Below are 22,546 nucleotides of genomic sequence, written 5' to 3' on the forward strand. Positions count from 1 at the left end.
TCATGCTGTCACGACTTTCCGACCGACTGGCCAAGGGAGAAGAGATCGCCGCCGCCGCCCTGGCGGCGGCGGTGACCCTGCTGATCCTGGTCAATGTGGCCTTCCGCGCCGCGGGCAGCCCCATCTACTGGATCAGCGAGCTGGCCATCTACGCCATGATCTGGATGACCCTGCTGATCGCCAGCGCGGTCTTCAAGCGGCGTCAGGGTATCGCCGTGACCCTGTTCACGAACCTCTTGCCGAGCTCCCTGCAGCGCCTGGTCGGAGTCTTCGTGGACCTCATGGTGGCGGGCTTCGCGCTGGTGCTTCTGGTGCTCTGCTGGCGCTGGTATCAGCCGCTGGCCCTGTGGCAGGCCGGCTTCGATGTGCAGGCCTTCCAGGGCGAGACCTTCAACTTCATCTACGCCGAGAACACCTCGACCCTGGGCATCAAGAAGTTCTGGGTGTGGCTGATCCTGCCCTGGTTCGCCGCCTCCCTGCTGCTGCATGGCCTGGTCAACCTCGGCCAGGCCCTGCGCGGCCTGGGTCAGCCGGTATCCCATTCCACTCGAGAGGAGGTCGCCCGATGACCGTCGCCGTCTTTGCCTTCCTGCTGCTGGGGGCCGTGCCCATCGCCCTGGTGCTGGCGCTCACCGCCCTGTTCTATATCCAGGTCTCGGGCAATACCGTGCTCTTCGAGTCCTATCCCCAGCAGCTGTTCGGGGCCATCGAGAGCTATGGGCTCTTGGCCATCCCGCTCTTCATGCTGGCCGGGGAGCTGATGAACGAGGGCGGGGTGACCCGCCGGCTGATCGACCTGGCACGGCTGCTGGTGGGCGGCTTCCGGGGTGGGCTCGCCTATATCAACCTGGTCGCCAACATGATGATGGCGGCGATCATCGGCTCGGCGGCCTCGCAGATCGCCATCATGTCCCGGGCCATGGTGCCGGCCATGGAGAAAGAGGGCTATGACAAGCCCTACAGCGCCGCCATCACCGCCGCCGGTGGCCTGCTCTCGCCGATTATTCCGCCGTCGATGCTCTTCGTGCTGTTCGGGGTCATGGCCCAGGTGCCCATCGCCGACATGTTCATCGCCGGCATCCTGCCGGGGCTGCTTCTGGGCGGCACCTTCTTCCTGGCCATCGCAGTGGTGGGCCTGGTGCAGCAGTACCCCAAGGGGGAGTGGCCGAGCCGTCAGGAGGCGATGAAGGCCCTGAAGATGGGGCTGCCGGCCATGTCGATTCCGCTGATCATCATCGGCGGCATCCTGCTCGGCCTGGCCACGCCTACCGAGTCGGCGGCACTCGCCTCCCTGGCGGCCCTGCTGCTGGGGCGCTATCTCTATCGCGACCTGAGGTTCGCCATGCTGCCCGAGGTGCTCAAGCGTACCGCCATCAACGCCGGCCTGGTGATCATGCTGATCGCCGCCGCCGGGGTCTTCGGCTGGGTGATCGTCTACGAGCAGCTGCCGCAGATGGCCGCCGCCTGGATCGCCGCCCTGACCACCGATCCCTTCATCTTCCTGCTGCTGCTGGTGGGGGTGCTGCTGCTGGTGGGGATGATCGTCGACGGCATCGCCGCGCTGATCCTGGTGGTGCCGATCCTGCTGCCCATCGCCACCCAGCAGTTCGATATCACCCCCTACCAGTTCGGCGTGGTGGTCTGCCTGACCCTGGTGCTGGGGCTGCTGACGCCGCCGGTGGGAGCGGGGCTCTTTATCGTCTCGTCGATGACCGGGGTGCCGCCGATGCGTATCTTCCGGGCGCTGCTGCCCTTCCTGCTGGCGAGCCTGGCCACCCTGGTGCTGCTGGCCTGGCAGCCCTGGTTGACCCTGGCGTTGCTGTAACGGGAACCATGGTGAATGAATTTCAAGGAGGTGCTTAAGCAAGGACGCCGTGGGCATGATGGAAAGGTAAAAATCTAATTTATAATTTACTTTATCATGGAGAAAATAATGCATAACAAGTCTCTGACGACCAAGCTGCTGGCCTCCCTGGCCCTGGTATCGATCTCGGCCTTCACGACGGCCACGGCATTCGGGGCCGACTACACCATGCGCCTGGGGGTGGCGACCCGCAACGATCCCATTCACCACTACGCCGAGCGCTATGCCGAGCGCATCGAAGCCGCCTCCGAGGGGCGTATCCGCGCCGAGACTTTCCCCGGCGGCGAGCTGGGCAGCATCCAACGCATGCTGGAGAACCTGCAACTGGGCACCATGGAGATGGTGGTGGCACCGCCGGCCTTCGCCCGTGGCATCAACCGGGGCTTCGATGCCGCCACCGTCTCCGGCCTGTTCGACGATATCGAGCACGCCAGCCGGGCGCTGCAGGACGAGGCATTCCGTGACACCTACCTGGCCATGGCCGCGGATCGCGGCCTGACCGGTGTCGGCCTCTGGGCCTATGGGCCCACTTCCTATGCCACTCGTCAGCCGGTGGAGTCCCTGGAGGACTTCCAGGGCATGCGCATTCGCACCATCGGTACCGAGCTGGAAAACGCCGAGCTGCGCAGCCTGGGCGCCACGGCGGTACCGATGCCCTTTATCGAGATCGTGCCGGCCATGCAGAACCGCTCCATCGATGGGGTGCGCAGCAGCCTGCTGGCCATGAACGGCGTCAATATGCAGTCTGCCGCCACGCACCTCGCCATTACCCAGGAGGCCCTCTATCCGATTACCGCCTTCGTCTCCACCGCCTTTATCCAGCGTCTGCCGGAGGACCTCCAGCAGGTGGTGCATGAGGTGGGGGCCGAGGTCGAACGGGAGATGCTCGAGGTGGTGCTGGCCTCCGAGAGCCGCGTCCTGGACGCCTGGCGGGAGGCGGGCGTCGAGATCATCGAGTTCAACGGCGAGCAGCGCGCCTACATGGGCGAGATGATCCGCACGGCCAGCGAGTCGGTGCTGGCTCAGGATGCCGAGACCTTCGCGCTTTATAACCGGCTTGTCGAGTCTGCCGAGCGTCACCGCTAAGGCTTCACTCCCAGGCCCCCGCCCGGCGGGGGCCTTCGCAAGAGGCTTCGCCGCTTATGCGTTATCTCTCTCTGGAGGGCCGCCCGCCGTGGGTGGGGCGGCTCCTGCGATGGCTCGAGGGGCTGGAAAGGGTCATCCTCAGGCTGCATCGTGCCCTGCTGGGCACCCTTATCCTCGTCGCCATCGCCATCAACTTCTCCAATGTGGTGGGACGTTACTTCTTCGGCACCTCCCTCGGCTGGACCGAGGAGGTGCTCTCCTACTTGCTGATCTGGTCGGTCTTCGTCGGCAGCGTCCTGGTGACGCTCGACAACAAGCACCTGAGGGTCAATGTCATCGAGGCCTACCTGCCGTCCTGGGCCCGTCACCTGCTCGAGGCGCTGATGCTGCTGTGCATGATCGCGCTCTGCCTCTTTATTGCCCGGCAGTCGAGCACCGTGGTGAGCCTGATGTCGCAGATGGGGCAGCGCAGCAGTACCGCGGGGATCCCCATGGCCTGGGCCCATGCTGGGGTCTATGTGGGCTTCGCGATGATGACCGTGGCTGCCGGTCTGCGCCTGGCGAGGCATCTTCTGGAAGGCCTGTCTAAGGAGTCCTCCTCATGAACATGGTGCTTTTCGTCCTGCCGGTGGTCTTCCTGGCCTTGGGCTTTCCGGTCTATCTGGTGATCCTCGCCGCGGCCTCCCTGGCCGTGGCGCTTTTCATGAATGTGTCTGGGGTGGCCATCCATCAGGCAATGTTCGGTACCCTCAGTGCCTATTCGCTGCTGGCGGTGCCTTTCTTCCTGTTTGCCGGTGAGCTGATGGCCCGGGGCTCCCTGTCGAAGCGCATCATCGACTGGGTGATGTGCCTGGTCGGCAATATGCGCGGCGGCCTGGGCATGGTGACCCTGGGGGGCTCGACCTTCTTCGGGGCCATTTCGGGCTCCTCGGTGGCCACGGTAGCCGGGGTGGGGCGCCTGGTAGACCGCCCCATGGCGGAGCAGGGCTATGGGCCCCAGTTCGGCTCGGGGCTGTTGGCGTCGTCTGCCGCCATCGCCCAGTTGATCCCTCCTTCCATCGCCCTGATCCTCTACGGCATCGCCGCCGAGCAGTCGATCACCAAGCTGTTCGTGGCCGGCATCCTGCCCGGCCTGGTGCTGGCGGCGGTATTGGGCTGCTATATCTACCTGGCGGCGCGGCGCAAGGGACTGAAAGCCAGTGGCGGGATGCGCTTCGGCGATTTCTGGCGTAACTCCCGGCGTGCCTTCCTGGCCCTGATGATGCCGGTCTTTATCCTGGGGGGGATCTACGGAGGGTTCTTCTCGCCCACCGAGGCCGCCGGGGTGGCCTGTGTCTATGCGCTGGTGGTCAGCATGGGCATCTATCGGGACGTGGACATGGCCGAGGTGTGGCGAACCGCGGTGAACGCCATGTACCTCTCCGCCCAGATCATGATCATCGTGGCGGCGGCAGGGGTCTTCAGCTGGGTACTGACCATCAACGGGGTGCCACGGAGCCTGGCGGGCTTCGTCGCCAACCTCGACCTGACGGTCTGGCAGGTGATCCTGATCATCAATGTCCTGCTGCTCTTCGTGGGCTGCTTCATGGACACCTCCTCGGCGATTTTGCTGTTCACGCCGCTATTGCTGCCGGTCGCCCTGCAGATGGGCATCGACCCGATTCACTTCGGCATCATCGTCACCATGAACCTCTCCATCGGGCTGTTTACGCCGCCCTTCGGCCTCAACCTCTTCATGGTGCATGCCCTCAACCGCACGCCCATGGCCGAGGTGTACCGTGGCGTGCTGCCCTTCGTGCTGGTCAGCCTGATCGCCCTGCTGCTGGTCAGTTATGTGCCAGCACTCTCCCTGCTGCTGGTGCCCTACCTCGGCTAGGCCTTGCTGAAATGACTTGGAGTCAGTGATGAACGATTGCATCGAGCTACGCGGCGAATGGCCCCCATCGCCGGATGAGGAGGGGCGGCGGCAAGCCTACCGCCAGGGGCTGATGGCGCTGCAGGCCGAGATGGGCCGGCGAGGGGCGACGCCCTTTCACCTCGAGGCGCTGACGGTGGGGGCGCCGGAAGGGGCGCTGGATCCGCAAGGACGCCACTACCAGCGGATCTTCCGCCACCTCTTCGGTGGAGTGCAGCCGCAGCTCCGGCGGGGTGTCGCCGAGACCCTGACGCTGACGGCGACCCTGGCGGCGGTGCGACCCGGCGAGGCGTCACCGGCGCCGGTCTGGCATGGCCTGACGCCCGCCCAGGTGGGACGCGCCTACAGTCCTCGGGCCACGGTGCCCGAGGCGCCGGAGATCTTCGAGGCCTGGCGTCGCCGGGGGGATGCCTGCCTGGCGGGGGAGGGCGTGGTGCGCGACCTGGCCTATGGGCCCGGCGAGCGTCAGCGCCTCGACCTCTTGCTGGCCGATGCCCCCGGGGCGCCGCTGCATGTCTTCCTGCATGGCGGCTACTGGCAGGCCATGGACAAGGACGATCACGCCCACCTCTTCGCGCCCCTGCGCGAGCGTGGCGTCAACGTGGCCCTGATCGAGTACACCCTGGCCCCCCAGGCGACCCTGGCCGATCAGGTCGAGGAGGTACGCCAGGCCCTGACCTTCCTGTGGCGCCAGGCGGCGACCTACGGCTATGACCGCCATCGCCTCCAGCTTAGCGGTCACAGCGCCGGGGGCCACCTGGGGGCCTGGCTGCTGGCCACCGACTGGCCCGCCCGGGAGGCCGGCATGCCGGCACAGCCGTTTGGCTCGGCGCTGCTGGTCAGCGGGCTCTATGAGCTCGAGCCGCTGCGTCATCTGCCCTTCGGCCCACTGGTAGGCTTGACCAGTGTCGAGCGGGCGCGAGACGGGAGCCCCATTCATGCCCGGCCTCAGCCCGGGGCGCGGCTCTGCCTGGCGGTGGGGGAGCAGGAGAGTGAGGAGTTCCACTGGCAATCCCGGGCCCTGGCCGAGGCCTGGGGCGGTGAGGTCGAGGTGCTCAGCATCGCCGGCACGCACCACTTCTCGGTGATGGAAACCTTCCAGGAGGGCGAGCTGATGGCCCGCGCCCTGCGATACTTGGGATAAGGACAGTTGGCAACGGGAGGAGGCGATATGGCTGAGGGTAAGAGAGCGGGACGTACTCGCGTGGACCTGGCGGCCGAAGGGGTGCACTGGGACCCGGCGATGAGCTATGGCCAGTACCTGGCCCTGGAGCCGCTGCTGGCCTGCCAGACGCCATTGACCGACGAGCACGACGAGATGCTGTTTATCGTCATTCATCAGGTCTCCGAGTTGTGGCTCAAGCAGTGCCTCCACGAGGCCCATGCCGCGGCGGCGCATATCGCCGCCGACCAGTTGAGGCCCGCTTTCAAGATGCTGGCCCGGGTGGCGCGCATTCAGGAGCAGATGATCCAGGCCTGGGAGGTGCTGGCCACCCTGACCCCGGCGGACTATGCGCGCTTCCGCGATAGCCTGGGGCAGAGCTCCGGCTTCCAGTCCTACCAGTACCGGGAGCTGGAGTTCTTGCTGGGCAACAAGCACCCCGAGTTGGTAGAGGTGCATCGCGGCCATCCCGAGCACTATCAGCGCCTTACCCAAATCCTCGAAGCCCCAAGCCTCTACGATACCTGCCTGCGCCTGCTGGCCCGGCGGGGCTTCGCCCTGCCCGACGAGGTGCTGGCGCGCGATTGGCGCGAGCCCTATGCCCCCCACCCCGAGGTGGAATCGGCCTGGGCTGCGGTCTATGGCGACACCGAGCGCCATTGGGACCTCTACGAGCTGGCCGAGAAGCTGGTGGACACCGAGTACCATTTCCAGCAGTGGCGTTTCAGCCATATGAAAACGGTGCAACGGATCATCGGCCACAAGCCCGGTACCGGCGGCACCAGCGGCGTCGGCTATCTCGCCAAGGCCCTGGAGCTGACCTTCTTCCCCGAGCTCTGGTCGGTGCGCACCCGGATGTAGGTGGCCTCAGGGCATGACCTTGAGAGGGCCGCCCTCCTTGAGAGTGTTCATGGCCACCTGTGTCGCGATATCGCGGATGCCCGCCATGGGGCTGATGGTGGTGGAGAGGAAGTGGGAAAGCTCGGCGAGGTCCGCCACCCTTACCTTGAGGATGAAGTCATGGCTGCCTGTCACGGCATGGCAGTCGATCACCTCATCCCGGGCCAACAGCGTCGCTACCGCCTCCTGGGGTGAGGCCATGCGTCCCTTGTCCATCGAGAGGAAAATAAAGGCGGTGACCTTGAGGCCCAGGGCCTCCGGGTCGAGGCGCAGGGCATGGCCCCGGATGACCCCGCTCTCCTCCAGGCGGGCGATGCGCCGGGAGCATTGGCTGGGAGAGAGGCTCACGGTTTCCGCCAGGGTGGCCAGGGTCAGGCGGGCGTCCCGCTGCAGGGCGTGAAGAATCCGCCGATCGTAGCGATCCAGGTTTTCCATTGCGTAAATCCATGATTAAGTGCAACAGGATTGCATAGACTGCCCGTTAGGCGGCGAATTACGCAAGCCTTTCCCGCCCTATCCCTCCTAGAATCGGTTTTAGATACCCGATCGATTCCCTGGAGGACACCATGACCCCGACTCTCGATAGCGTGCGCGAGCTGGATCGCCGCGATCCCCTGGCCGATTTCAAGGCCCGCTTTGCCCTGCCCGAGGGCGTGCTCTATCTGGATGGCAACTCCCTGGGAGCCCAGCCCGTGGCCGCCCGGGCGGCCCTGGATGCCACCCGGGATCAGTGGCGCGATGAGCTGATCAAGGGCTGGAACCAGGGCTGGTTCGATGCCCCGGAACGCCTTGGAGATCTCCTGGCGCCCTTGCTTGGCGCCAGCACTGGCGAAGTGATCGTCAGCGACAATATCACTCTCAATATCTTCAAGCTGCTGGGCTATATCACCGAGTCCCAGGGGCGTGCGCGGCCGGTGATCTTGAGCGAGGGGGGTAACTTTCCCACCGATGGCTATATCGCCCAGGGGCTGTGCCGCTTCGCTGGCCTCGAGCACCGGGTGTTGCCCGAGGGGGCGGATCTTGCCGACTACCTGGACGAGCGGGTCGCCGCCGTGGTGCTGAGCCAGGTCAACTACCGCACCGGCCGGCTGCGCGATATGGCCGCCATCACCGCCCAGGTGCATGAGCAGGGCGCCGAGATCGTCTGGGACCTGGCCCACTCGGCCGGGGCCCTGCCGGTGGACCTGCACGGCTGCGGCGCCAGCTACGCGGTGGGCTGCACCTACAAGTACCTCAATGGCGGCCCCGGCGCCCCGGCCTTCCTCTATGTGCGGCGCGACCGCTTGGGGACGAGTTGGCAGCCGCTCGCCGGCTGGCACGGCCACGCCGCGCCCTTCGCCTTCGACGGCGACTACGCCCCGGCCCCGGGCATCACCCGCTTTCGCACCGGTACCCACTCGGCGCTGATCTACGCTCCCCTGGAGGCCTCCCTGCGGCTTTGGCAGGAGGTCGACATGAGCGCCCTGCGCGAGAAGAGCCTGGCCCTCACCGAGCTGTTCCACGACTGCCTGGCCGAGCTGCTGGCGGCCGAGGGCATCGCGGACATCACCCCGCCCCGGGCCGAGCGGGGCAGCCAGGTGGCCTTCGTCCACCCTGAACACGGCTATGCCATCGTTCAGGCGCTGATCGCCCGGGGGGTGGTCGGCGACTACCGCGAGCCGGGGCTGATGCGCTTCGGCTTCGCGCCCCTCTACCTCAGCTACGAGGACGTCTGGCAGGCGGCCCGCCACTTCCGCGAGGTGGTGGAGCGCCGCGAATACCTCGAGGTGCGTTTCCAGGTGCGCTCGGAAGTGACCTGAGGAGCCCGCGATCCGACTGCGATCACCTCGACATACTCGAGCGCCCCGAGGCGCTTTTCGGCAGGGACATTACCCTGTCGAACAGCTATCGCATGCCGCTGGCAGGGGCTCTGGTATATCCCTGTGATCTGCCCGCTGCTGATCCTGGTGGTGATGCTGCGAAGCGTGATCTGAACCGGCTGCCGTGGATGCGCCCCCTCCAGCTTACCCTGACGGGCGCTGACCACTGGCCAGACGCGCAATGGTGTCGGCAATTTTCCTGGAATCCCTTTCCCCTCGTCGAAAACTGCATATGACCGGTGTGGAAATCGCTCTGTCGGCCAGCGGGGCATACAGGATGCCCGAGCGCTGAATATTCTTGACCTGCTCCGGCACCAGGGTGATGCCTAGTCCCGATGCAACCAGGCCAAGTGCCGTCTGGAGTTCATTGGTCTCCTGTACAACGCTGATGGCTAACCCTCTCTGGTAGAACAGGCCCTGGATCATATCCGCCAGGCTGGGGCGTGGCTGAGAGGGAAAGAGAATCAGTGGATAAGCTGCAAGCGCTTCCAGCGTTGGGTGAGTGCCGGCCAGGGGGTGGTGCTCCGGTAGTGCGGCCAGCAGCGGCTCATCGAACAGCACCTTCTGTTCCACCTCCGGGTCATCGATCCTGAGCCTTCCGAATCCGATATCGATACGCCCCGTCTTGAGTGCGTGGACCTGCTGCACCGTGGTCAGCTCGATCAGGGTGAGTTCAATGTCGTCTTTTTCGCGTAGCTCCCTTGCCAGCAACGGCAGCTGGTCGTGAAAGACCGAAGGGACGAAGCCTATCCCCAGCCTGGCGAGCTGACGTTGCTCCATGCGCCGGATGGCCGTTGCCGTGGTCTCCACCTTGTCCAGGAGCTGTCGAGCCTGCTCGTGAAGGAAGCGGCCGGTGGCGGTCAGGGCAAGCCCCTGCGGGCTCCGGACGAAGAGGCGCGAGCCGAGTTCCTCCTCCAGGGCCTTGATCTTGCGGGAGAGCGGCGGCTGGGTCATATGCAGCCGCTCGGCGGCCCGGGTCAGGTTGAGTTCCTCGGCGACGATACAGAAAGTGCGTAGCTGACGCAGCTCCATTATACCCTCCAGGGTATGGCAAGGTGCCTAAACAATATTGGTTTCGTCATCGCGGGGCAATCACACTGCTCGTCATTCCCGATATTTCCCTGGACCGAGCCTTTCCTATGACGACCGTGATTGACGCCATCGAGACGCTGCTGGTCGACCTGCCGACCATCCGTCCCCACAAGCTCTCCATGACCACCATGGCCTGCCAGACCCTGGTGATCGTGCGGATGCGCCACAGCGATTGCATCGAGGGCCTGGGGGAGGGCACCACCATCGGTGGATTGGCCTACGGCCCCGAGAGCCCCGAGAGCATCAAGTGCAACATCGACGCCTACCTGGCGCCGCTGCTGATCGGCCAGCCCTCCGGCAACGTCAACGCCCTGCGCGCCCTGCTCAACCGCCACGCCCGCGGCAACATGATCGCCAAGTCGGCGCTGGAGACCGCGCTGCTCGACGCCCAGGGCAAGCGCCTGGGCCTCTCCGTGGCCGAGCTTTTGGGCGGCGCCCGCCAGGCCCACCTGCCGGTGCTCTGGACCCTGGCCAGCGGCGATACCGCCAAGGATATCGAGGAGGCGCAGCTGCGCCTCGAGCAGCGCCGCCACTGCGACTTCAAGCTGAAGATCGGCGCCAACCCGGTGAAACAGGACGTGCGCCACGTGGCCGCCATCAAGGAGGCCCTGGGCGATCGCGCCAGCGTGCGCGTCGACGTCAACCAGGCCTGGGACGAGTCCACCGCCGTCTACGGCATCCAGGCCCTGCAGGACGCCGGCATCGAGCTGATCGAGCAGGCGATTCCGGCCCGCGAGCACGCCGGCCTGATCCGCCTGGCCGACCGCTTCAACGTGCCGATGCTGGCCGACGAGGCGGTGCAGGACGCCCGCGATGGTCTCGATCTGGCCGCCGGCGGCTTCAGCGGCGCCTTTGCCCTGAAGACCGCCAAGTCCGGCGGCCTGCAGGGGGTGCTGGAACTGGCCCACGTGGCCCAGGCGGCCGGCATCGGCCTCTACGGCGGCACCCTGCTGGAGGGCACCATCGGCACCGCTGCCTCCCTGCACGCCTGGGCGACCCTGCCCGAGATGGCCTGGGGCACCGAGATGTTCGGCCCGCTGCTGCTCAAGGACGACATCGTCGTCGAGCCCCTCGAGTATCACGACTTCGGCGTCGAGCTGCCCCGTGGTCCTGGTCTCGGCATCACCCTCGACGAAGACAAGCTGGCGCACTACGCGCGCAAGTAAGAAACGACACGACAACCGGAGGATCGAGCCATGCTGTTTCAGGTGGAAATGACCGTCAAGCTGCCCCCGTCCATGCCGGCCGAGCAGGCCGCCGAGATCAAGGCCACCGAGAAGGCCTACGCCCAGGAGCTGCAGCGCTCCGGCAAGTGGCGCCACCTGTGGCGCGTGGCCGGCAGCTACGCCAACGTCAGCATCTTCGACGTCGAGGACAACGCCGAGCTGCAGGAGATCATCTCCAACCTGCCGCTCTTCCCCTACATGGAGATCAGCGTCAAGCCGCTGTGCCGGCATCCGTCCTCGATTCGCGACGACGACAGCTGACGGATAGTTGAGATTCAGCATGACAAGGCCCGCCAACCGGCGGGCCTTGTCATGCTGGTAAATGTCGGCGAGCGGCGCTGTGAGGCACCGCTACAGCATGCACCGCTTCTTCAGCCGGTAGTCCAAGGCGGCCCGGCTCATGCCCAGGCGCCTTGCCGCTGCCGAGACGTTATGTCCAGCCTCCCGGTAGGCCTTCTCCAGCAAGGCCTGCTCCAGGGCGTCCAGCGACACCTCCGCCTCGAGTACCTGGTCGCACAGTGAGCTCAGGAGGTCGTCGCTGCCAGTCTCGCTGGCCTGGCCGATATGTCCGCTCTCGCTCAGCGTCTGGCCCGCCTTATGGCCGGGATGCTGGCCAAACAGGGCCTGTTCGCTGACGGAGTTGCCGTCACCGGCGAGGATCACGCCCCGTTCGATCAGGTTCTGCAGTTCGCGGATATTGCCCGGCCAGCCATGAGCGCGCAGCAGGGCCATGGCCTGATCGCTGAAGCCCAGCGTCTTGACGTGGTAGTGGCACTCGAAGCGTTCCAGGAAGTGCTCGGCCAGTAGGGGAATATCGTCGCGGCGATCGCGAAGGGGAGGGATAACCACCGGGTAGGCGTTGAGTCGGTAGAAGAGGTCGGCGCGGAAGCGCCCGTCCTGTACGCGCTCCATCAGATCGCCATGGGTAGCGGCGACAATACGTACATCAATGGTGTAGCTCCGCTGGCCGCCAACCCTTTCTATCTGCTTTTCCTGGAGGGCTCTGAGCAGAGCGGCTTGGGCACGCGGTGATAGCTCGGCCAGCTCGTCCAGGAAGAGGGTGCCGCCGTCCGCCCGTTCGAAGCGCCCGGCACGCGACTGCACCGCACCGGTGTAGGCGCCCTTTTCGACGCCGAACAGCTCCGACTCGATCAGATCCGGAGGGATGGCCGCGCAGTTGACCGCAACGAAGGGCCCCTCGGCCCGGTCGCTCTGCTGATGAGCCCGGTGAGCGAGGATCTCCTTGCCGGTACCGGTCTCGCCCAGCAGCAGGATCGGTACCTCCGAGCGGGCGGCGCGGTCGATCAGGTCCAGCGCCCCCAGGAAGGCGGGCGACTGGCCGATGGGGCGGTAGTGCTCATCGCCCTTGTGGCGGGCGATATCGTCTTCCAGGTAGGCGATGCGTGACTGCAGTTCGTAGAGCTCATCAATCAATGGGTCTTCGCGGAAGTGCTCAGCGAAGGTCGCATGATCCTCCCATTCATGGGCGGGGCGGCCAATGATCCGGCAGCGCGCGTCGCCTCGTCCCCGGCACTCCACCTCTCGATACTGAATCTCCTGGCCAAGGAACTGGCTCGAGTAGGCGCAGGCGTAACCCAGCTGCATCCAGCATACGGGCTCGCCCAGAGAGGACTCCAGCTGCTCGCTGATCGCTACCTCATAGGAGTCCTGCCACTCGAATTCGCCGTAGAAGTGGCCTCGGCTCGGATCGATCTCCAGGGCGAGGGGGATCACCTTGACCAGTCCCCGCAAGGAGTGGAGCTGGGGGCCGGTCAGGAAGCCATCTTCCACCGACATCTCCTGGCCGCGCACGGCGCGGGCCAGTTCGGCGTCTTTCAGGCCTGAATGATAGCCCAGCCGCAGGAAGAAGCTCTTGGCACGCTTCAGCCCTAGAGTACGAATGATCTCATGGCGGAAGGTGGCCATGGTGTGTAGCTGCATCAGCAGCATGCGTTGCTCTCCCAGCCATATCTGGCCCTCCCCGGGTAGAAAACGAAGCTTGTTGAGAATGTCGCGGCTGTCAGGGTAACGCGGGGTCACCTCATGGCTAGGCATGCTTATGGTCATGGCGTCACAGGGTAGTTGTTAGTGTTGTGTATTATACTTTTGTCGGATTTTTTCGTGTGATTCGGGTTTTCCGACCCGAACAGCATAAGGCGCCATTGCCTCAGGTTTCCAGTCTATGTTCTCGGAGGGTTTCTCGCCTCCTGCAGTTTTCATGAAATGGCCAAGCTGCTGCGCAGCAATTCATGGTTTCCTTGATTCGAAGAGAGTGTCATGAAGACTTTTTTCACCGGGCTTATCTTTTAGGTCATTGTTTTTGTTGTGTTATTTTTCGTTGTTCGCCGGCCTGGCACAGGCCTTGTAACGGTAGTGGGGAACTCAACTGGAGTGGAAACCATGTCCCAGTCGGCCATCCCCCATGCTCTGAAGCGCTACGTAAGAGTGCGGGAGCGTGGCGAGCGATTCATCGAATTCGACTTCGCCATCGAGAACCCAGAGCTGTTCGTTGAGCTGATCATGCCGCCCGTGGCCTTCGAAGAGTTCTGTGACAGAAACAACGTGACATTCATGAGCGATGAGCAGGCCAAGGCCGTCGATATTCAGATGGAGAAGTGGCGCTATAGCGTCAGCCACTGACGCCTGTATTAGACGGTAGACATCGCACAACAATAAATGAGGAGTCCCCTATGAGCGTCGAGATCAAGACGGCGGAGATCACGCCGGTTCGCCAGACCTATGGTCATACCAAGCGCCGCTTCGGTGACAAGCCGGCGACTCGCTACCAGGAAGCCAGCTTCGATATCCAGCCGACTGCCAACTTTCATTATCGGCCGATGTTCGACGAGCATCATGAGCTCTATGACACCGGCTATACCGTGCTGAAGATGGAAGACTGGTACGCCTTCAGCGACCCCCGCCAGTTCTATTATGGCGCCTGGGTGGCGGCTCGCGCCAAGCTCCAGGAGAACACCGAGTCCAGCTTCGCCTTCTTCGAGAAGCGCGGCCTGGGCGGCCGCCTGAGCGAAGACGTTCGCCGCCTGGTGACCCGCTGCCTGCTGCCCCTGCGTCATGCCGAGATGGGCGCCAACATGAATAACGTAGGCATCGCTGCCAATGCCTACGGCACCACGCTGAGCCAGGCCCATATGTACCACGGCATGGATCGCCTTGCCGTTGCCCAGTACCTCTCTCGCATCGGTCTGCTGATCGACGACACGCCCGGGCTGCTGCTGGCCGAGGCCAAGACCCTGTGGATGGACGACCCCGCCTGGCAGGAAGTGCGCCGCTATGTGGAGGACTCCCTGGTGGTGGAGGACTGGGCGGAACTCTCCCTGGCCCAGAACCTGATCTTCGACGGCCTGCTCTATCCCTTCCTGCTGGAGTCCCTGGATGAGCGGCTGCTCGACATGGGAGGCGGCGATATCGCCATCCTCACCGACTTCATGGGGGACTGGTTCAAGGACGGCAGCCGCTTCATCGATGCCCTGTTCAAGACGCTGGCCGGCGAGAGCGAGGCCAACCGGGCACAGCTGGCCCGCTGGGTCGCCCACTGGCGCTGCCGTGCCATCGCGGCGCTGACCCCGGTGGCCATCGACGCCGATATCGAACTCGACGACGCCCTGGCGGTACTGGACAAGCGCCTCATCAAGCTCGGCCTGCTCGAGACCCACTGAGCCCCTTACCCCAGAATTCGGAGTCTGCCCCATGTCACGCGTCTTTATCGCCCTGCAGGACAACGAGAATGCCCGCTTTATCGTCGAGGCCATCAGCGAGGACAACCCTGCGGCCGAGGTCAAGCACAGCCCGGCCATGATCCGGGTCGAGGCCGACGACCGCCTGACCATCCGTCGCGAGACGGTGGAGGAGAAGCTGGGCCGCGACTGGGATACCCAGGAGCTCCAGGTGGACATGATCAGCATCGGCGGCAACGTCGACGAGGATGACGACAGCTTCACCCTCTACTGGAACACCTGAGTCCCGATGACGCCATCACACGCCAGCCAACAATAATGGCGCAGGAGAGTTAGCCATGAATGCCAAGACCAGCAAGCGACTCAATATGAAGGAGCGCTACCGGATCATGACCCGGGACCTGGGCTGGGAGCCCAGCTATCAGCGCTACGAGGATATCTTCCCTCAGGAGAGCTTCGAGGGCATCAAGATCGTCGACTGGGATCAGTGGGAGGACCCCTTCCGGCTGACCATGGACAACTACTGGAAATTCCAGGCGGAGAAAGAGCGCAAGCTGTATGCAATCTTCGACGCGGTATCCCAGAACAATGGCCAGATGAAGATCTCCGACCCGCGCTACCTGAACGCGGTCAAGCTGTTCATCACGGCGGTGACGCCGCTGGAATACAACGCCTACAAGGGGTATGCCCGGGTGGGGCGCCAGTTCGGCGGGGTGGGCGCGCGCATCGCCTGTCAGATGCAGTCCATCGATGAGCTGCGTCACACCCAGACCCAGATTCATGCCATGAGCCACTACAACAAGTACTTCGGCGGCATGCATGACTTCCCGCACATGTTCGATCGGGTCTGGTACCTGTCGGTGCCCAAGTCCTTCTTCGAGGACGCCTCCACCGCCGGCCCCTTCGAGTTCCTGACCGCGATCTCCTTCTCCTTCGAGTATGTGCTGACCAACCTGCTGTTCCTGCCCTTCATGTCCGGGGCCGCCTACAACGGTGACATGAACACCGTGACCTTCGGCTTCTCGGCCCAGTCCGACGAGGCGCGGCACATGACCCTGGGGCTCGAGATCATCAAGTTCATCCTCGAGCAGCACGAGGACAACGTGCCCATCGTCCAGCAGTGGCTCGACAAGTGGCTGTGGCGCGGATACCGGCTGCTGTCGATCGTCGGCATGATGATGGACTACATGCTGCCCAACAAGGTGATGTCCTGGTCCGAGGCCTGGACCCTGTACTACGAGGAGGCCGGCGGCGCCCTGTTCAAGGAGCTGGAGCGTTACGGCATTCGCCCGCCCAAGTACGCCGACCAGACCGTGATCGGCAAGGATCACGTCAGCCACCAGGCCTGGTTCATCTTCTACCAGTACGGTCACGCCACCGCCTTCAACACCTGGGTGCCCACCGCCAAGGAGATGGACTGGCTCTCCGAGAAGTACCCCGACACCTTCGACCGCCTCTACCGGCCGCGCTTCGAGCTGCTGGCCGAGAAAGCGGCCAAGGGCGAGCGCTTCTACAACAACACCCTGCCGCAGCTCTGCCAGGTGTGCCAGATCCCGCTGGCGATTACCGAGCCGGACGACGACACCCTGATCAGCCACCGCGACACCGTGCACGACGGCGAGCGCTATCACTTCTGCTCCGACGGCTGTCGCGACATCTTCCATCACGAGCCGGAGAAGTACGTTCAGGCCTGGCTGCCGGTGCACCAGATCCTGCAGGGCAACTGCGGCGGCGCCGACATGGAGAAGGTGATCGGCGACTACTACCGCATCGAAATGGGCGAAGACAACCTCGACTTCGAGGGCTCCGCCGAACAGCGCCGCTGGGCGGCGTGGAAACAGGCCGTTTAAGGAGGGGAGACCATGAGCGTTAGAGCCAATTATGCCAACTACCAGGGCCCGGTGCGCGATCGCGTCGAGAACTTCCACGGCAGCCAGCTGGTGTATGTGATGTGGGAGCGTCATCTGCTGTTCTGCGCGCCGCTCACCTTCCTCGCCGACCCGGCGATGTCCTTCGACGCCTTCCTGACAGAGGTGCTCACGCCGGCGCTGGCCCCCCATCCGGAGAGCGAGAAGCTCGACTTCGCCGAGGCCCAGTGGCGCCTCGACGGCGAGGCCTTCGAGCCCCGGGGCGAGGCCTCGCTGGCCGACAACGGCATTGGGCACAAGTCCCAGCTGCGGCTGATCACGCCGCGGCTGTCGGACCTGGCCGACGCCGCCATCTGAGGGGAGGGCAGCCTCATGAGCTATCAAGTGACCATCGAACCCACCGGCGAGATCGTTGAGGTGGAGGAGGGGCAGAGCCTGCTCGACGCCGCTCTGCGCCAGGGCGTCTGGCTGCCCTTTGCCTGCGGTCACGGCACCTGTGGCACCTGCAAGGTGCAGGTGCTGGAGGGCGAGGCCGAGGTGGGCGACGCCTCGCCCTTCGCGCTGCTCGATATGGAGCGCGATGAGGGCTACCGGCTGGCCTGCTGTTGCCACCCGGAGAGCGACCTGGTGATCGAGGCGGACGTGGATGAGGACCCCGACTTCGCCGGTCATCCGGTGCAGGACTGGCAGGCCACCGTCAGCGCCATTACCGAGCTGACCCCGACCATCCGCGAGATTCGCCTGAGACTCGATGGCGAGGGCATGGCCTTCCAGGCAGGCCAGTATATCAACCTGCAGGTGCCCGGCGTGGAGGGCACCCGGGCCTTCTCCATCGCCTCGCCCCCGGCCGAGTCTGGTGAGCTGGCCCTGCATGTCCGCAAGGTCGAAGGCGGGGCGGCCACCACCTGGCTTCATGAGCAGCTTGAGGTGGGGCAACGTCTGGCGCTGAGCGGTCCTTACGGCCAGTTCTTCGTGCGCAGGTCCGACCCCAAGGACGTGATCCTTATCGCCGGGGGCTCAGGGCTCTCCAGCCCCGAGTCGATGATCCTCGACCTGCTGGCCGACCCCGAGGATACCCGGCGCATCACCCTCTTCCAGGGGGCACGCCACCTGGCCGAGCTCTACCACCGGGAGCGCTTCGAGCGTCTCGCCGCCGAGCATGAGCGCTTCACCTATGTGCCGGCGCTCAATGCGCCCCTGGACGACGATGCCTGGGACGGCTTCGTGGGCTTCGTGCACGACGCCGCCATCGCCCACTTCAAGGGCCGCTTCAGCGAGCACAAGGCCTACCTGTGCGGGCCGCCGCCGATGATCGATGCGGCCATCACCGCCCTGATGCAGGGGCGACTCTTCGAGCGCGACATCCATATGGAGCGCTTCCTGACCGCCGCCGATGGCGCCGAGGGTGGCCAGCGCTCGGCGCTCTTCAAGCGGATCTAATGCCACTCATTGGCCGTTTCACCACAAGAACCACAAGGAGCAGGACGCCATGACCGTGAAGATTTTCGATACCCCTGAAGTGCAGGACTTTCTCAAGACCGTTGCCGGCTTCGATCAGGAGGGCGGCAGCGATCGGGCCAAGCAGATCGTTCATCGCCTGCTCTCCGACCTCTATAGGCTGATCGATGACTTCGACGTCACCCCGGAGGAGTTCTGGGCCACGGTGAGTCTGATGAACGAGCTCGGCAAAGCCTCCCAGTTCGGCCTGCTCTCTCCCGGGCTTGGCTTTGACCACTACCTGGACATGCGCATGGATGCGGTCGACGCCGAGGCCGAGCGCACCGGCGGCACGCCGCGTACCATCGAGGGGCCTCTCTACGTGGCCGGCGCCCCTGAGGCCGAGGGCTTTGCCCGCATGGACGACGGCAGCGATGCCGACAGCGAGGTGATGTGGCTGACCGGCCAGGTGCGCAACCTGGATGGCGAGCCGGTGCCCGGCGCCAGGGTGGAGATCTGGCACGCCAACGCCAAGGGCGGCTACTCCCACTTCGACCCGTCCCAGTCCGAGTACAACCTGCGTCGTACCATCATCGCCGATGACGAGGGGCGTTACCGGGCCCGCAGCATCATCCCCTCCGGCTACGGGGTGCCGGCAGGCAGCCCCACCGATCAGGTGCTCAAGGCCCTGGGGCGCCATGGCCAGCGTCCGGCACACATCCACTACTTCATCTCGGCCCCGGGTCACCAGCACCTGACCACTCAGATCAACCTGGCCGGCGACCCCTACACCTGGGACGACTTCGCCTTCGCCACCCGCGAGGAGCTGCTGGTAGATGGCCGGGCCGTCAACGATTCTGCCGAGGCCGAAGCGCGCGGCCTGGAGGGCCCCTTCACCGAGGTGGTCTTCGATATCACCCTGGCCAGGACCGCGGCCCCGGAGCTGCAGACGCGGCACAAGCGCCCCCGCGCCCTGGAAGAGGCCGCCGGTTAAGGCCCACCTTCCTTGCATGACCGGCGCCCTAGGGGGCGCCGGTTCTCCCTTTGATCATAATGCGCGGCATGCCCCGTACCTCTAGCAAGCGCTTACCGGCTGGCGCATTTTCCGCACCTGCTCCCCGTTGGGCATCACTTCGTATTTCAAGACTTGGAGGCGTTGCACAAGGCACCTTTAACTGATCGTTTGTGGCTATGTTGGCATCTGTTGTTGGTCTGCACCTATCGCCACGCGAAACCACGCTTCCTCAGTTGGCTTCGCGGTTTCAAACAATCTCCGCCATGCCAGATAATTGGATAAGTACGTGGTCCCAACCCCATGGAAGCGTGCCATCCAGCCCTTCAATCGGCTCATATAGCCGTTCACGTTCTGAATGTGGTATTCCTTGCCGATCACTCTCTGATTATCGAAGACGATCAGTCGATGATGAGCAATCCCGTAGTCGCGGCAGAAGGTTTTATACCAGCTATGTCCGTCAGAGCATAAAATCGAGTCGCGATTGATTATCGGTGCCAGGAAGTCATGGACGGTAGACTTTTGGAGCGTCGGATCCACCAGTTCGCTGAGCTTTCCATTGCGGTCACGCGCAATAAGCACCGGGATTTTATCCACTTTTTTCTTCCTACTACCTTGCCCACCGCGCTTTCGAGGTTTTCGGTGAGTGATATTACGCTTCCCTTTGCTGGACTCCAGGAAGAAGGTTTCGTCTACCTCGATGATGCCGGAGAGTGGGTTAGCATTGTCTTGAGCGCTCGTTTTCAGGAAGCGATGTCGCCAGCGGAAAGCCGTCTTCAAATCAATGCCCACTCGGGCCGCCGAGACGCGTAACGTCAGACTGTCTCGCATGCAGCGCAGGTAGTCGAACCACTTATCGCGGTGTTGCAGTTTGGCCAGGGGTGTGTCGGTGAGGGCATTGAACGTCTTGCGACAATCTGGATTCCGGCAGCGATACCGCTGAAGGCCTCCACTGCGCCCCCACTTGGCAGGGTGTTCAGCGCCACAGTGCGGGCAGGGAAGGTGAGATTTCGCCGTGTCGAGCAGGGTGTTCGCTTGGGCGCTTATTTGACCAAGCATCTGATCGGCTAGATATTTCTTGAGGTGAACAGGGAGGAGAGCCAGTGTCTGTTCAAGGGCTTTGAGGTCTGCTTGCTTCATGGCGAGCTCCAGAGGCAAACTGCATATACAGTAGTTTATACAGTCTTTTCAAAACGCGCCAACAACAGATGCCAACATAGCCTCGTTTGTCCAGTACTATAGGGCGCCCGCGCTACCTCGGCTGCCCTATCCTTCCCCGCACGAAAAGCACGGGGCATGCCGCGCTTTTTGGTCAGTGAAGATAGGCGTACTTGCTGATACAATTTGTTAGTAACTATTCTGATACTTCTCCTTCCTCAAGGATGAGAGGCCTCGCTCTGTGCTGACGAAATTTCTCCACCCCCTGTTCCGGCTGCCACGCCCACACAAACGGGCGATCCAACTGCTGGCCGATGCCGGGCTGATCACCTTGAGCTTCCTGCTGGCCATGCTGCTGCGCCTGGACAGCTGGACCTTCGTTGCCGAGCCGAGGATATGGTGGGTATTGCCGGTCGTGATCCCGGTGAGCCTGGCGATTTTCATGCGCCTGGGCTTCTACCGTGCGGTGATTCGCTACATGAGCATGAAGGCGGTCAAGACAGTCGCGGCCGGGGTAGGGGCGTCGGCGCTGGCACTGCTGGTGGTCAACTACCTGTTCCATCTGCCGGTGCCGCGCTCGGTGCCCTTTATCTACGCCATGCTGGCGCTGCTGACGATCGGTGGGGTGCGTTTCGCGCTGCGCGCCCTCTACCTTCGTAACCAGCTGCGTTACAAGACACGGGTGGTGATCTACGGCGCCGGCGCGGCAGGCCGCCAGCTGGTGGTGTCGCTGCGCCACGGCCAGGAGTACGAGCCGGTGGGCTTTGTGGATGATGCGTCTAACCTCGAGGGGGCCTTCATCCAGGGGCTGAAGGTCTATGCGCCAGTGGAGCTCGATCGCCTGATCCAGGATTACGGCGTCGAGAAGGTGTTGCTGGCGATCCCCAGCGCCTCACGGGCTCGGCGGCGGGCGATCCTCGAGCGACTGGAGGCCCTGGATGTGCCGGTGCAGACGATACCCGGCATGGCTGATGTAGTGGCCGGCCGAGCGGAGATCAACGACCTGCGCGATGTGGCGGTGGAGGACCTGCTCGGCCGCGACCCGGTGCCGCCGGAGCCCGAACTGATGGGGGCCAATGTCACCGGCAAGGTGGTCATGGTAACCGGAGCAGGGGGCTCCATCGGCAGGGAGCTGTGCCGTCAGATCCTGCGCCAGGCCCCGGCCCAGCTGCTGCTGCTGGAGCTCTCCGAATACAGCCTCTACCGCGTCGAGCAGGAGCTCCTGCAGATCGCCCGGGAAGAGGGTATCGACTGCCCGGTCAAGGCGCTGCTGGGGTCGGTGCAGCACCGCAACCGGGTCCAGAAGATTCTCTCGGCCTTCCAGATCCAGACGATCTATCACGCCGCCGCCTACAAGCATGTGCCGATGGTGGAGCACAATGTGGTGGAGGGGCTGCGCAATAATGTGATGGGCACTCTGGAAACCGCCCGGGCAGCGGTAGAGGCCGGGGTGGAGAGCTTTGTGCTCGTCTCCACCGACAAGGCAGTACGACCCACCAACGTGATGGGAGCGAGCAAGCGTCTCGCCGAGCTAGTGTGCCAGGCGATGGCGCGGGCTCAGAACGGTACGCGCTTCAGCATGGTCCGCTTTGGCAACGTGCTGGGGTCCAGTGGCTCCGTGGTGCCGCTGTTCCGTCGGCAGATCGCCGCTGGCGGGCCGGTGACCGTGACCCATCCCGAGATCACCCGTTACTTCATGACCATTCCCGAGGCGGCCCAGCTGGTGATCCAGGCCGGCGCCATGGCCCGCGGCGGCGATGTCTTCGTTCTCGACATGGGCGAGCCGGTGAAGATCGCCGAGCTGGCTGGACGTCTGATCCGCCTCTCGGGCCTCGAACCCTGCTACCCGGGAACCGACGGCGGCGATCAGAGCCGTGGCGACATCGAGATCCGCTACTCAGGCCTGCGCCCTGGTGAGAAGCTCTACGAGGAGCTCCTGATCGGCGAGAACGTCAGCGAGACGCGCCACCCGCGGATCATGACCGCCAGCGAGATCTCCCTGGAGTGGGGCGAGATGGAGGGGCTGCTCGAGACGCTATTCGATGCTTGCCTGATGTTCGATGCCCCGCGCATCCGTGAGCTGCTGGTCCAGGCGCCGCTGGGCTATCAGCCCCAGAGCGAGCTCGCCGACCTGGTGTGGGAGGAGCAGTTCCCGCGGCAGGAGAAGGAGAGTGGCCCAGCTAGCCGTAGGCAGAAGATCGTGGCGCTGAGACCCAAGTCGACCTCGGAGGCGAGCTGAGCCGCGTCTGTTGTCACCGGCCTCTCCTCCCGC

22 protein-coding genes are annotated in these 22,546 nt (G+C 64.3%); 18 read left to right on the top strand and 4 right to left on the bottom strand.

Annotation, left to right across the window (positions count from 1 at the left end; all coding sequences use genetic code 11):
- Window positions 1-2: 2 nt before the first annotated feature.
- The 7 genes from NHL60_RS09240 to kynA all read left to right on the top strand — a co-directional run bounded on the left by NHL60_RS09240 (window position 3) and on the right by kynA (window position 6,888).
- Window positions 3-569, top strand: coding sequence for a TRAP transporter small permease (locus NHL60_RS09240; RefSeq protein ID WP_253451650.1), 567 nt, complete (start codon window positions 3-5; stop codon window positions 567-569).
- Complete coding sequence (locus tag NHL60_RS09245) at window positions 566-1,825, top strand: TRAP transporter large permease (protein ID WP_253451652.1); 1,260 nt, start codon at window positions 566-568, stop codon at window positions 1,823-1,825. Before NHL60_RS09240 ends, NHL60_RS09245 begins: the two co-directional genes overlap by 4 nt.
- A gap of 108 nt (window positions 1,826-1,933) precedes the next feature.
- Window positions 1,934-2,950: a TRAP transporter substrate-binding protein gene (locus NHL60_RS09250; RefSeq protein ID WP_253451654.1), complete on the top strand. Its 1,017-nt coding sequence runs from the start codon at window positions 1,934-1,936 to the stop codon at window positions 2,948-2,950.
- A gap of 56 nt (window positions 2,951-3,006) precedes the next feature.
- Window positions 3,007-3,555, top strand: coding sequence for a TRAP transporter small permease (locus NHL60_RS09255; protein ID WP_253451656.1), 549 nt, complete (start codon window positions 3,007-3,009; stop codon window positions 3,553-3,555).
- Window positions 3,552-4,826, top strand: coding sequence for a TRAP transporter large permease (locus NHL60_RS09260; RefSeq protein WP_253451658.1), 1,275 nt, complete (start codon window positions 3,552-3,554; stop codon window positions 4,824-4,826). The genes NHL60_RS09255 and NHL60_RS09260 overlap by 4 nt, the downstream gene beginning before the upstream one ends.
- 28 nt (window positions 4,827-4,854) lie before the next feature.
- A complete protein-coding gene (locus NHL60_RS09265; protein WP_253451660.1) occupies window positions 4,855-6,009 on the top strand; it encodes an alpha/beta hydrolase in 1,155 nt (384 codons plus the stop codon).
- 27 nt (window positions 6,010-6,036) lie between these two features.
- Entirely contained in the window at window positions 6,037-6,888 is an 852-nt protein-coding gene (kynA, locus tag NHL60_RS09270) for a tryptophan 2,3-dioxygenase (RefSeq protein ID WP_253451663.1), read from the top strand.
- Window positions 6,889-6,894: 6 nt separating this feature from the next.
- On the opposite strand, the gene NHL60_RS09275 is transcribed toward kynA, so the two are convergent.
- On the bottom strand, window positions 6,895-7,362 hold the full coding sequence (locus NHL60_RS09275) for an Lrp/AsnC family transcriptional regulator (RefSeq protein WP_253451665.1): 468 nt from the start codon (window positions 7,360-7,362) through the stop codon (window positions 6,895-6,897).
- A gap of 131 nt (window positions 7,363-7,493) precedes the next feature.
- Between NHL60_RS09275 and kynU the strand changes: the two genes are divergently transcribed.
- A complete protein-coding gene (gene kynU / locus NHL60_RS09280; protein WP_253451667.1) occupies window positions 7,494-8,726 on the top strand; it encodes a kynureninase in 1,233 nt (410 codons plus the stop codon).
- Between the two features lie 204 nt (window positions 8,727-8,930).
- Here the strand turns inward: kynU and NHL60_RS09285 are convergent, their stop codons facing one another.
- On the bottom strand, window positions 8,931-9,818 hold the full coding sequence (locus NHL60_RS09285) for a LysR family transcriptional regulator (protein ID WP_253451669.1): 888 nt from the start codon (window positions 9,816-9,818) through the stop codon (window positions 8,931-8,933).
- A gap of 107 nt (window positions 9,819-9,925) precedes the next feature.
- Here NHL60_RS09285 and NHL60_RS09290 point away from each other — a divergent pair, with 107 nt between their 5' ends.
- Window positions 9,926-11,044, top strand: coding sequence for a muconate/chloromuconate family cycloisomerase (locus NHL60_RS09290; protein WP_253451671.1), 1,119 nt, complete (start codon window positions 9,926-9,928; stop codon window positions 11,042-11,044).
- Between the two features lie 30 nt (window positions 11,045-11,074).
- Window positions 11,075-11,365, top strand: coding sequence for a muconolactone Delta-isomerase (catC, locus tag NHL60_RS09295; protein ID WP_253451673.1), 291 nt, complete (start codon window positions 11,075-11,077; stop codon window positions 11,363-11,365).
- Between the two features lie 90 nt (window positions 11,366-11,455).
- Here the strand turns inward: catC and NHL60_RS09300 are convergent, their stop codons facing one another.
- Window positions 11,456-13,171, bottom strand: a complete 1,716-nt coding sequence (locus tag NHL60_RS09300) for a sigma 54-interacting transcriptional regulator (RefSeq protein ID WP_367399350.1) — start codon at window positions 13,169-13,171, stop codon at window positions 11,456-11,458.
- Window positions 13,172-13,504: 333 nt separating this feature from the next.
- On the opposite strand from NHL60_RS09300, the gene NHL60_RS09305 reads away from it, so the two are divergent.
- From NHL60_RS09305 to catA, 7 genes are read left to right on the top strand one after another with little or no spacing between them, the layout of a single operon-like run.
- Window positions 13,505-13,744, top strand: a complete 240-nt coding sequence (locus NHL60_RS09305; protein ID WP_253451678.1) for a phenol hydroxylase subunit — start codon at window positions 13,505-13,507, stop codon at window positions 13,742-13,744.
- 50 nt (window positions 13,745-13,794) lie between these two features.
- Complete coding sequence (locus NHL60_RS09310) at window positions 13,795-14,781, top strand: aromatic/alkene monooxygenase hydroxylase subunit beta (protein ID WP_253451680.1); 987 nt, start codon at window positions 13,795-13,797, stop codon at window positions 14,779-14,781.
- A 31-nt stretch (window positions 14,782-14,812) separates the two neighbouring features.
- Window positions 14,813-15,082: an MmoB/DmpM family protein gene (locus tag NHL60_RS09315; protein ID WP_253451682.1), complete on the top strand. Its 270-nt coding sequence runs from the start codon at window positions 14,813-14,815 to the stop codon at window positions 15,080-15,082.
- Window positions 15,083-15,137: 55 nt separating this feature from the next.
- Window positions 15,138-16,649, top strand: coding sequence for an aromatic/alkene/methane monooxygenase hydroxylase/oxygenase subunit alpha (locus NHL60_RS09320; protein ID WP_253451683.1), 1,512 nt, complete (start codon window positions 15,138-15,140; stop codon window positions 16,647-16,649).
- A 12-nt stretch (window positions 16,650-16,661) separates the two neighbouring features.
- Window positions 16,662-17,024, top strand: a complete 363-nt coding sequence (locus NHL60_RS09325; protein ID WP_253451685.1) for a phenol hydroxylase subunit P4 — start codon at window positions 16,662-16,664, stop codon at window positions 17,022-17,024.
- 15 nt (window positions 17,025-17,039) lie between these two features.
- Entirely contained in the window at window positions 17,040-18,107 is a 1,068-nt protein-coding gene (locus NHL60_RS09330; protein WP_253451687.1) for an NADH:ubiquinone reductase (Na(+)-transporting) subunit F, read from the top strand.
- A gap of 49 nt (window positions 18,108-18,156) precedes the next feature.
- The gene (catA, locus tag NHL60_RS09335; RefSeq protein ID WP_253451689.1) at window positions 18,157-19,098 is read left to right on the top strand and encodes a catechol 1,2-dioxygenase; all 942 of its coding nucleotides are present in this window, start codon (window positions 18,157-18,159) and stop codon (window positions 19,096-19,098) included.
- Window positions 19,099-19,293: 195 nt separating this feature from the next.
- Here catA and NHL60_RS09340 read toward each other — a convergent pair whose 3' ends face one another.
- Window positions 19,294-20,256: an IS1595 family transposase gene (locus NHL60_RS09340; RefSeq protein WP_253451553.1), complete on the bottom strand. Its 963-nt coding sequence runs from the start codon at window positions 20,254-20,256 to the stop codon at window positions 19,294-19,296.
- Window positions 20,257-20,515: 259 nt separating this feature from the next.
- On the opposite strand from NHL60_RS09340, the gene NHL60_RS09345 reads away from it, so the two are divergent.
- Entirely contained in the window at window positions 20,516-22,513 is a 1,998-nt protein-coding gene (locus NHL60_RS09345) for a nucleoside-diphosphate sugar epimerase/dehydratase (RefSeq protein WP_253451691.1), read from the top strand.
- Window positions 22,514-22,546: the final 33 nt, after the last annotated feature.

The organism is Halomonas sp. Y3, assembly GCF_024137965.1.
GTDB lineage: Bacteria > Pseudomonadota > Gammaproteobacteria > Pseudomonadales > Halomonadaceae > Halomonas > Halomonas mongoliensis.

Bases quoted from the DNA above. Each gene is read 5' to 3' on its own strand.
- NHL60_RS09240 (WP_253451650.1), top strand. From the start codon at position 3: ATGCTGTCACGACTTTCCGACCGACTGGCCAAGGGAGAAGAGATCGCC.
- NHL60_RS09245 (WP_253451652.1), top strand. From the start codon at position 566: ATGACCGTCGCCGTCTTTGCCTTCCTGCTGCTGGGGGCCGTGCCCATC.
- NHL60_RS09250 (WP_253451654.1), top strand. From the start codon at position 1,934: ATGCATAACAAGTCTCTGACGACCAAGCTGCTGGCCTCCCTGGCCCTG.
- NHL60_RS09255 (WP_253451656.1), top strand. From the start codon at position 3,007: ATGCGTTATCTCTCTCTGGAGGGCCGCCCGCCGTGGGTGGGGCGGCTC.
- NHL60_RS09260 (WP_253451658.1), top strand. From the start codon at position 3,552: ATGAACATGGTGCTTTTCGTCCTGCCGGTGGTCTTCCTGGCCTTGGGC.
- NHL60_RS09265 (WP_253451660.1), top strand. From the start codon at position 4,855: ATGAACGATTGCATCGAGCTACGCGGCGAATGGCCCCCATCGCCGGAT.
- kynA (WP_253451663.1), top strand. From the start codon at position 6,037: ATGGCTGAGGGTAAGAGAGCGGGACGTACTCGCGTGGACCTGGCGGCC.
- NHL60_RS09275 (WP_253451665.1), bottom strand. From the start codon at position 7,362: ATGGAAAACCTGGATCGCTACGATCGGCGGATTCTTCACGCCCTGCAG.
- kynU (WP_253451667.1), top strand. From the start codon at position 7,494: ATGACCCCGACTCTCGATAGCGTGCGCGAGCTGGATCGCCGCGATCCC.
- NHL60_RS09285 (WP_253451669.1), bottom strand. From the start codon at position 9,818: ATGGAGCTGCGTCAGCTACGCACTTTCTGTATCGTCGCCGAGGAACTC.
- NHL60_RS09290 (WP_253451671.1), top strand. From the start codon at position 9,926: ATGACGACCGTGATTGACGCCATCGAGACGCTGCTGGTCGACCTGCCG.
- catC (WP_253451673.1), top strand. From the start codon at position 11,075: ATGCTGTTTCAGGTGGAAATGACCGTCAAGCTGCCCCCGTCCATGCCG.
- NHL60_RS09300 (WP_367399350.1), bottom strand. From the start codon at position 13,171: ATGACCATAAGCATGCCTAGCCATGAGGTGACCCCGCGTTACCCTGAC.
- NHL60_RS09305 (WP_253451678.1), top strand. From the start codon at position 13,505: ATGTCCCAGTCGGCCATCCCCCATGCTCTGAAGCGCTACGTAAGAGTG.
- NHL60_RS09310 (WP_253451680.1), top strand. From the start codon at position 13,795: ATGAGCGTCGAGATCAAGACGGCGGAGATCACGCCGGTTCGCCAGACC.
- NHL60_RS09315 (WP_253451682.1), top strand. From the start codon at position 14,813: ATGTCACGCGTCTTTATCGCCCTGCAGGACAACGAGAATGCCCGCTTT.
- NHL60_RS09320 (WP_253451683.1), top strand. From the start codon at position 15,138: ATGAATGCCAAGACCAGCAAGCGACTCAATATGAAGGAGCGCTACCGG.
- NHL60_RS09325 (WP_253451685.1), top strand. From the start codon at position 16,662: ATGAGCGTTAGAGCCAATTATGCCAACTACCAGGGCCCGGTGCGCGAT.
- NHL60_RS09330 (WP_253451687.1), top strand. From the start codon at position 17,040: ATGAGCTATCAAGTGACCATCGAACCCACCGGCGAGATCGTTGAGGTG.
- catA (WP_253451689.1), top strand. From the start codon at position 18,157: ATGACCGTGAAGATTTTCGATACCCCTGAAGTGCAGGACTTTCTCAAG.
- NHL60_RS09340 (WP_253451553.1), bottom strand. From the start codon at position 20,256: ATGAAGCAAGCAGACCTCAAAGCCCTTGAACAGACACTGGCTCTCCTC.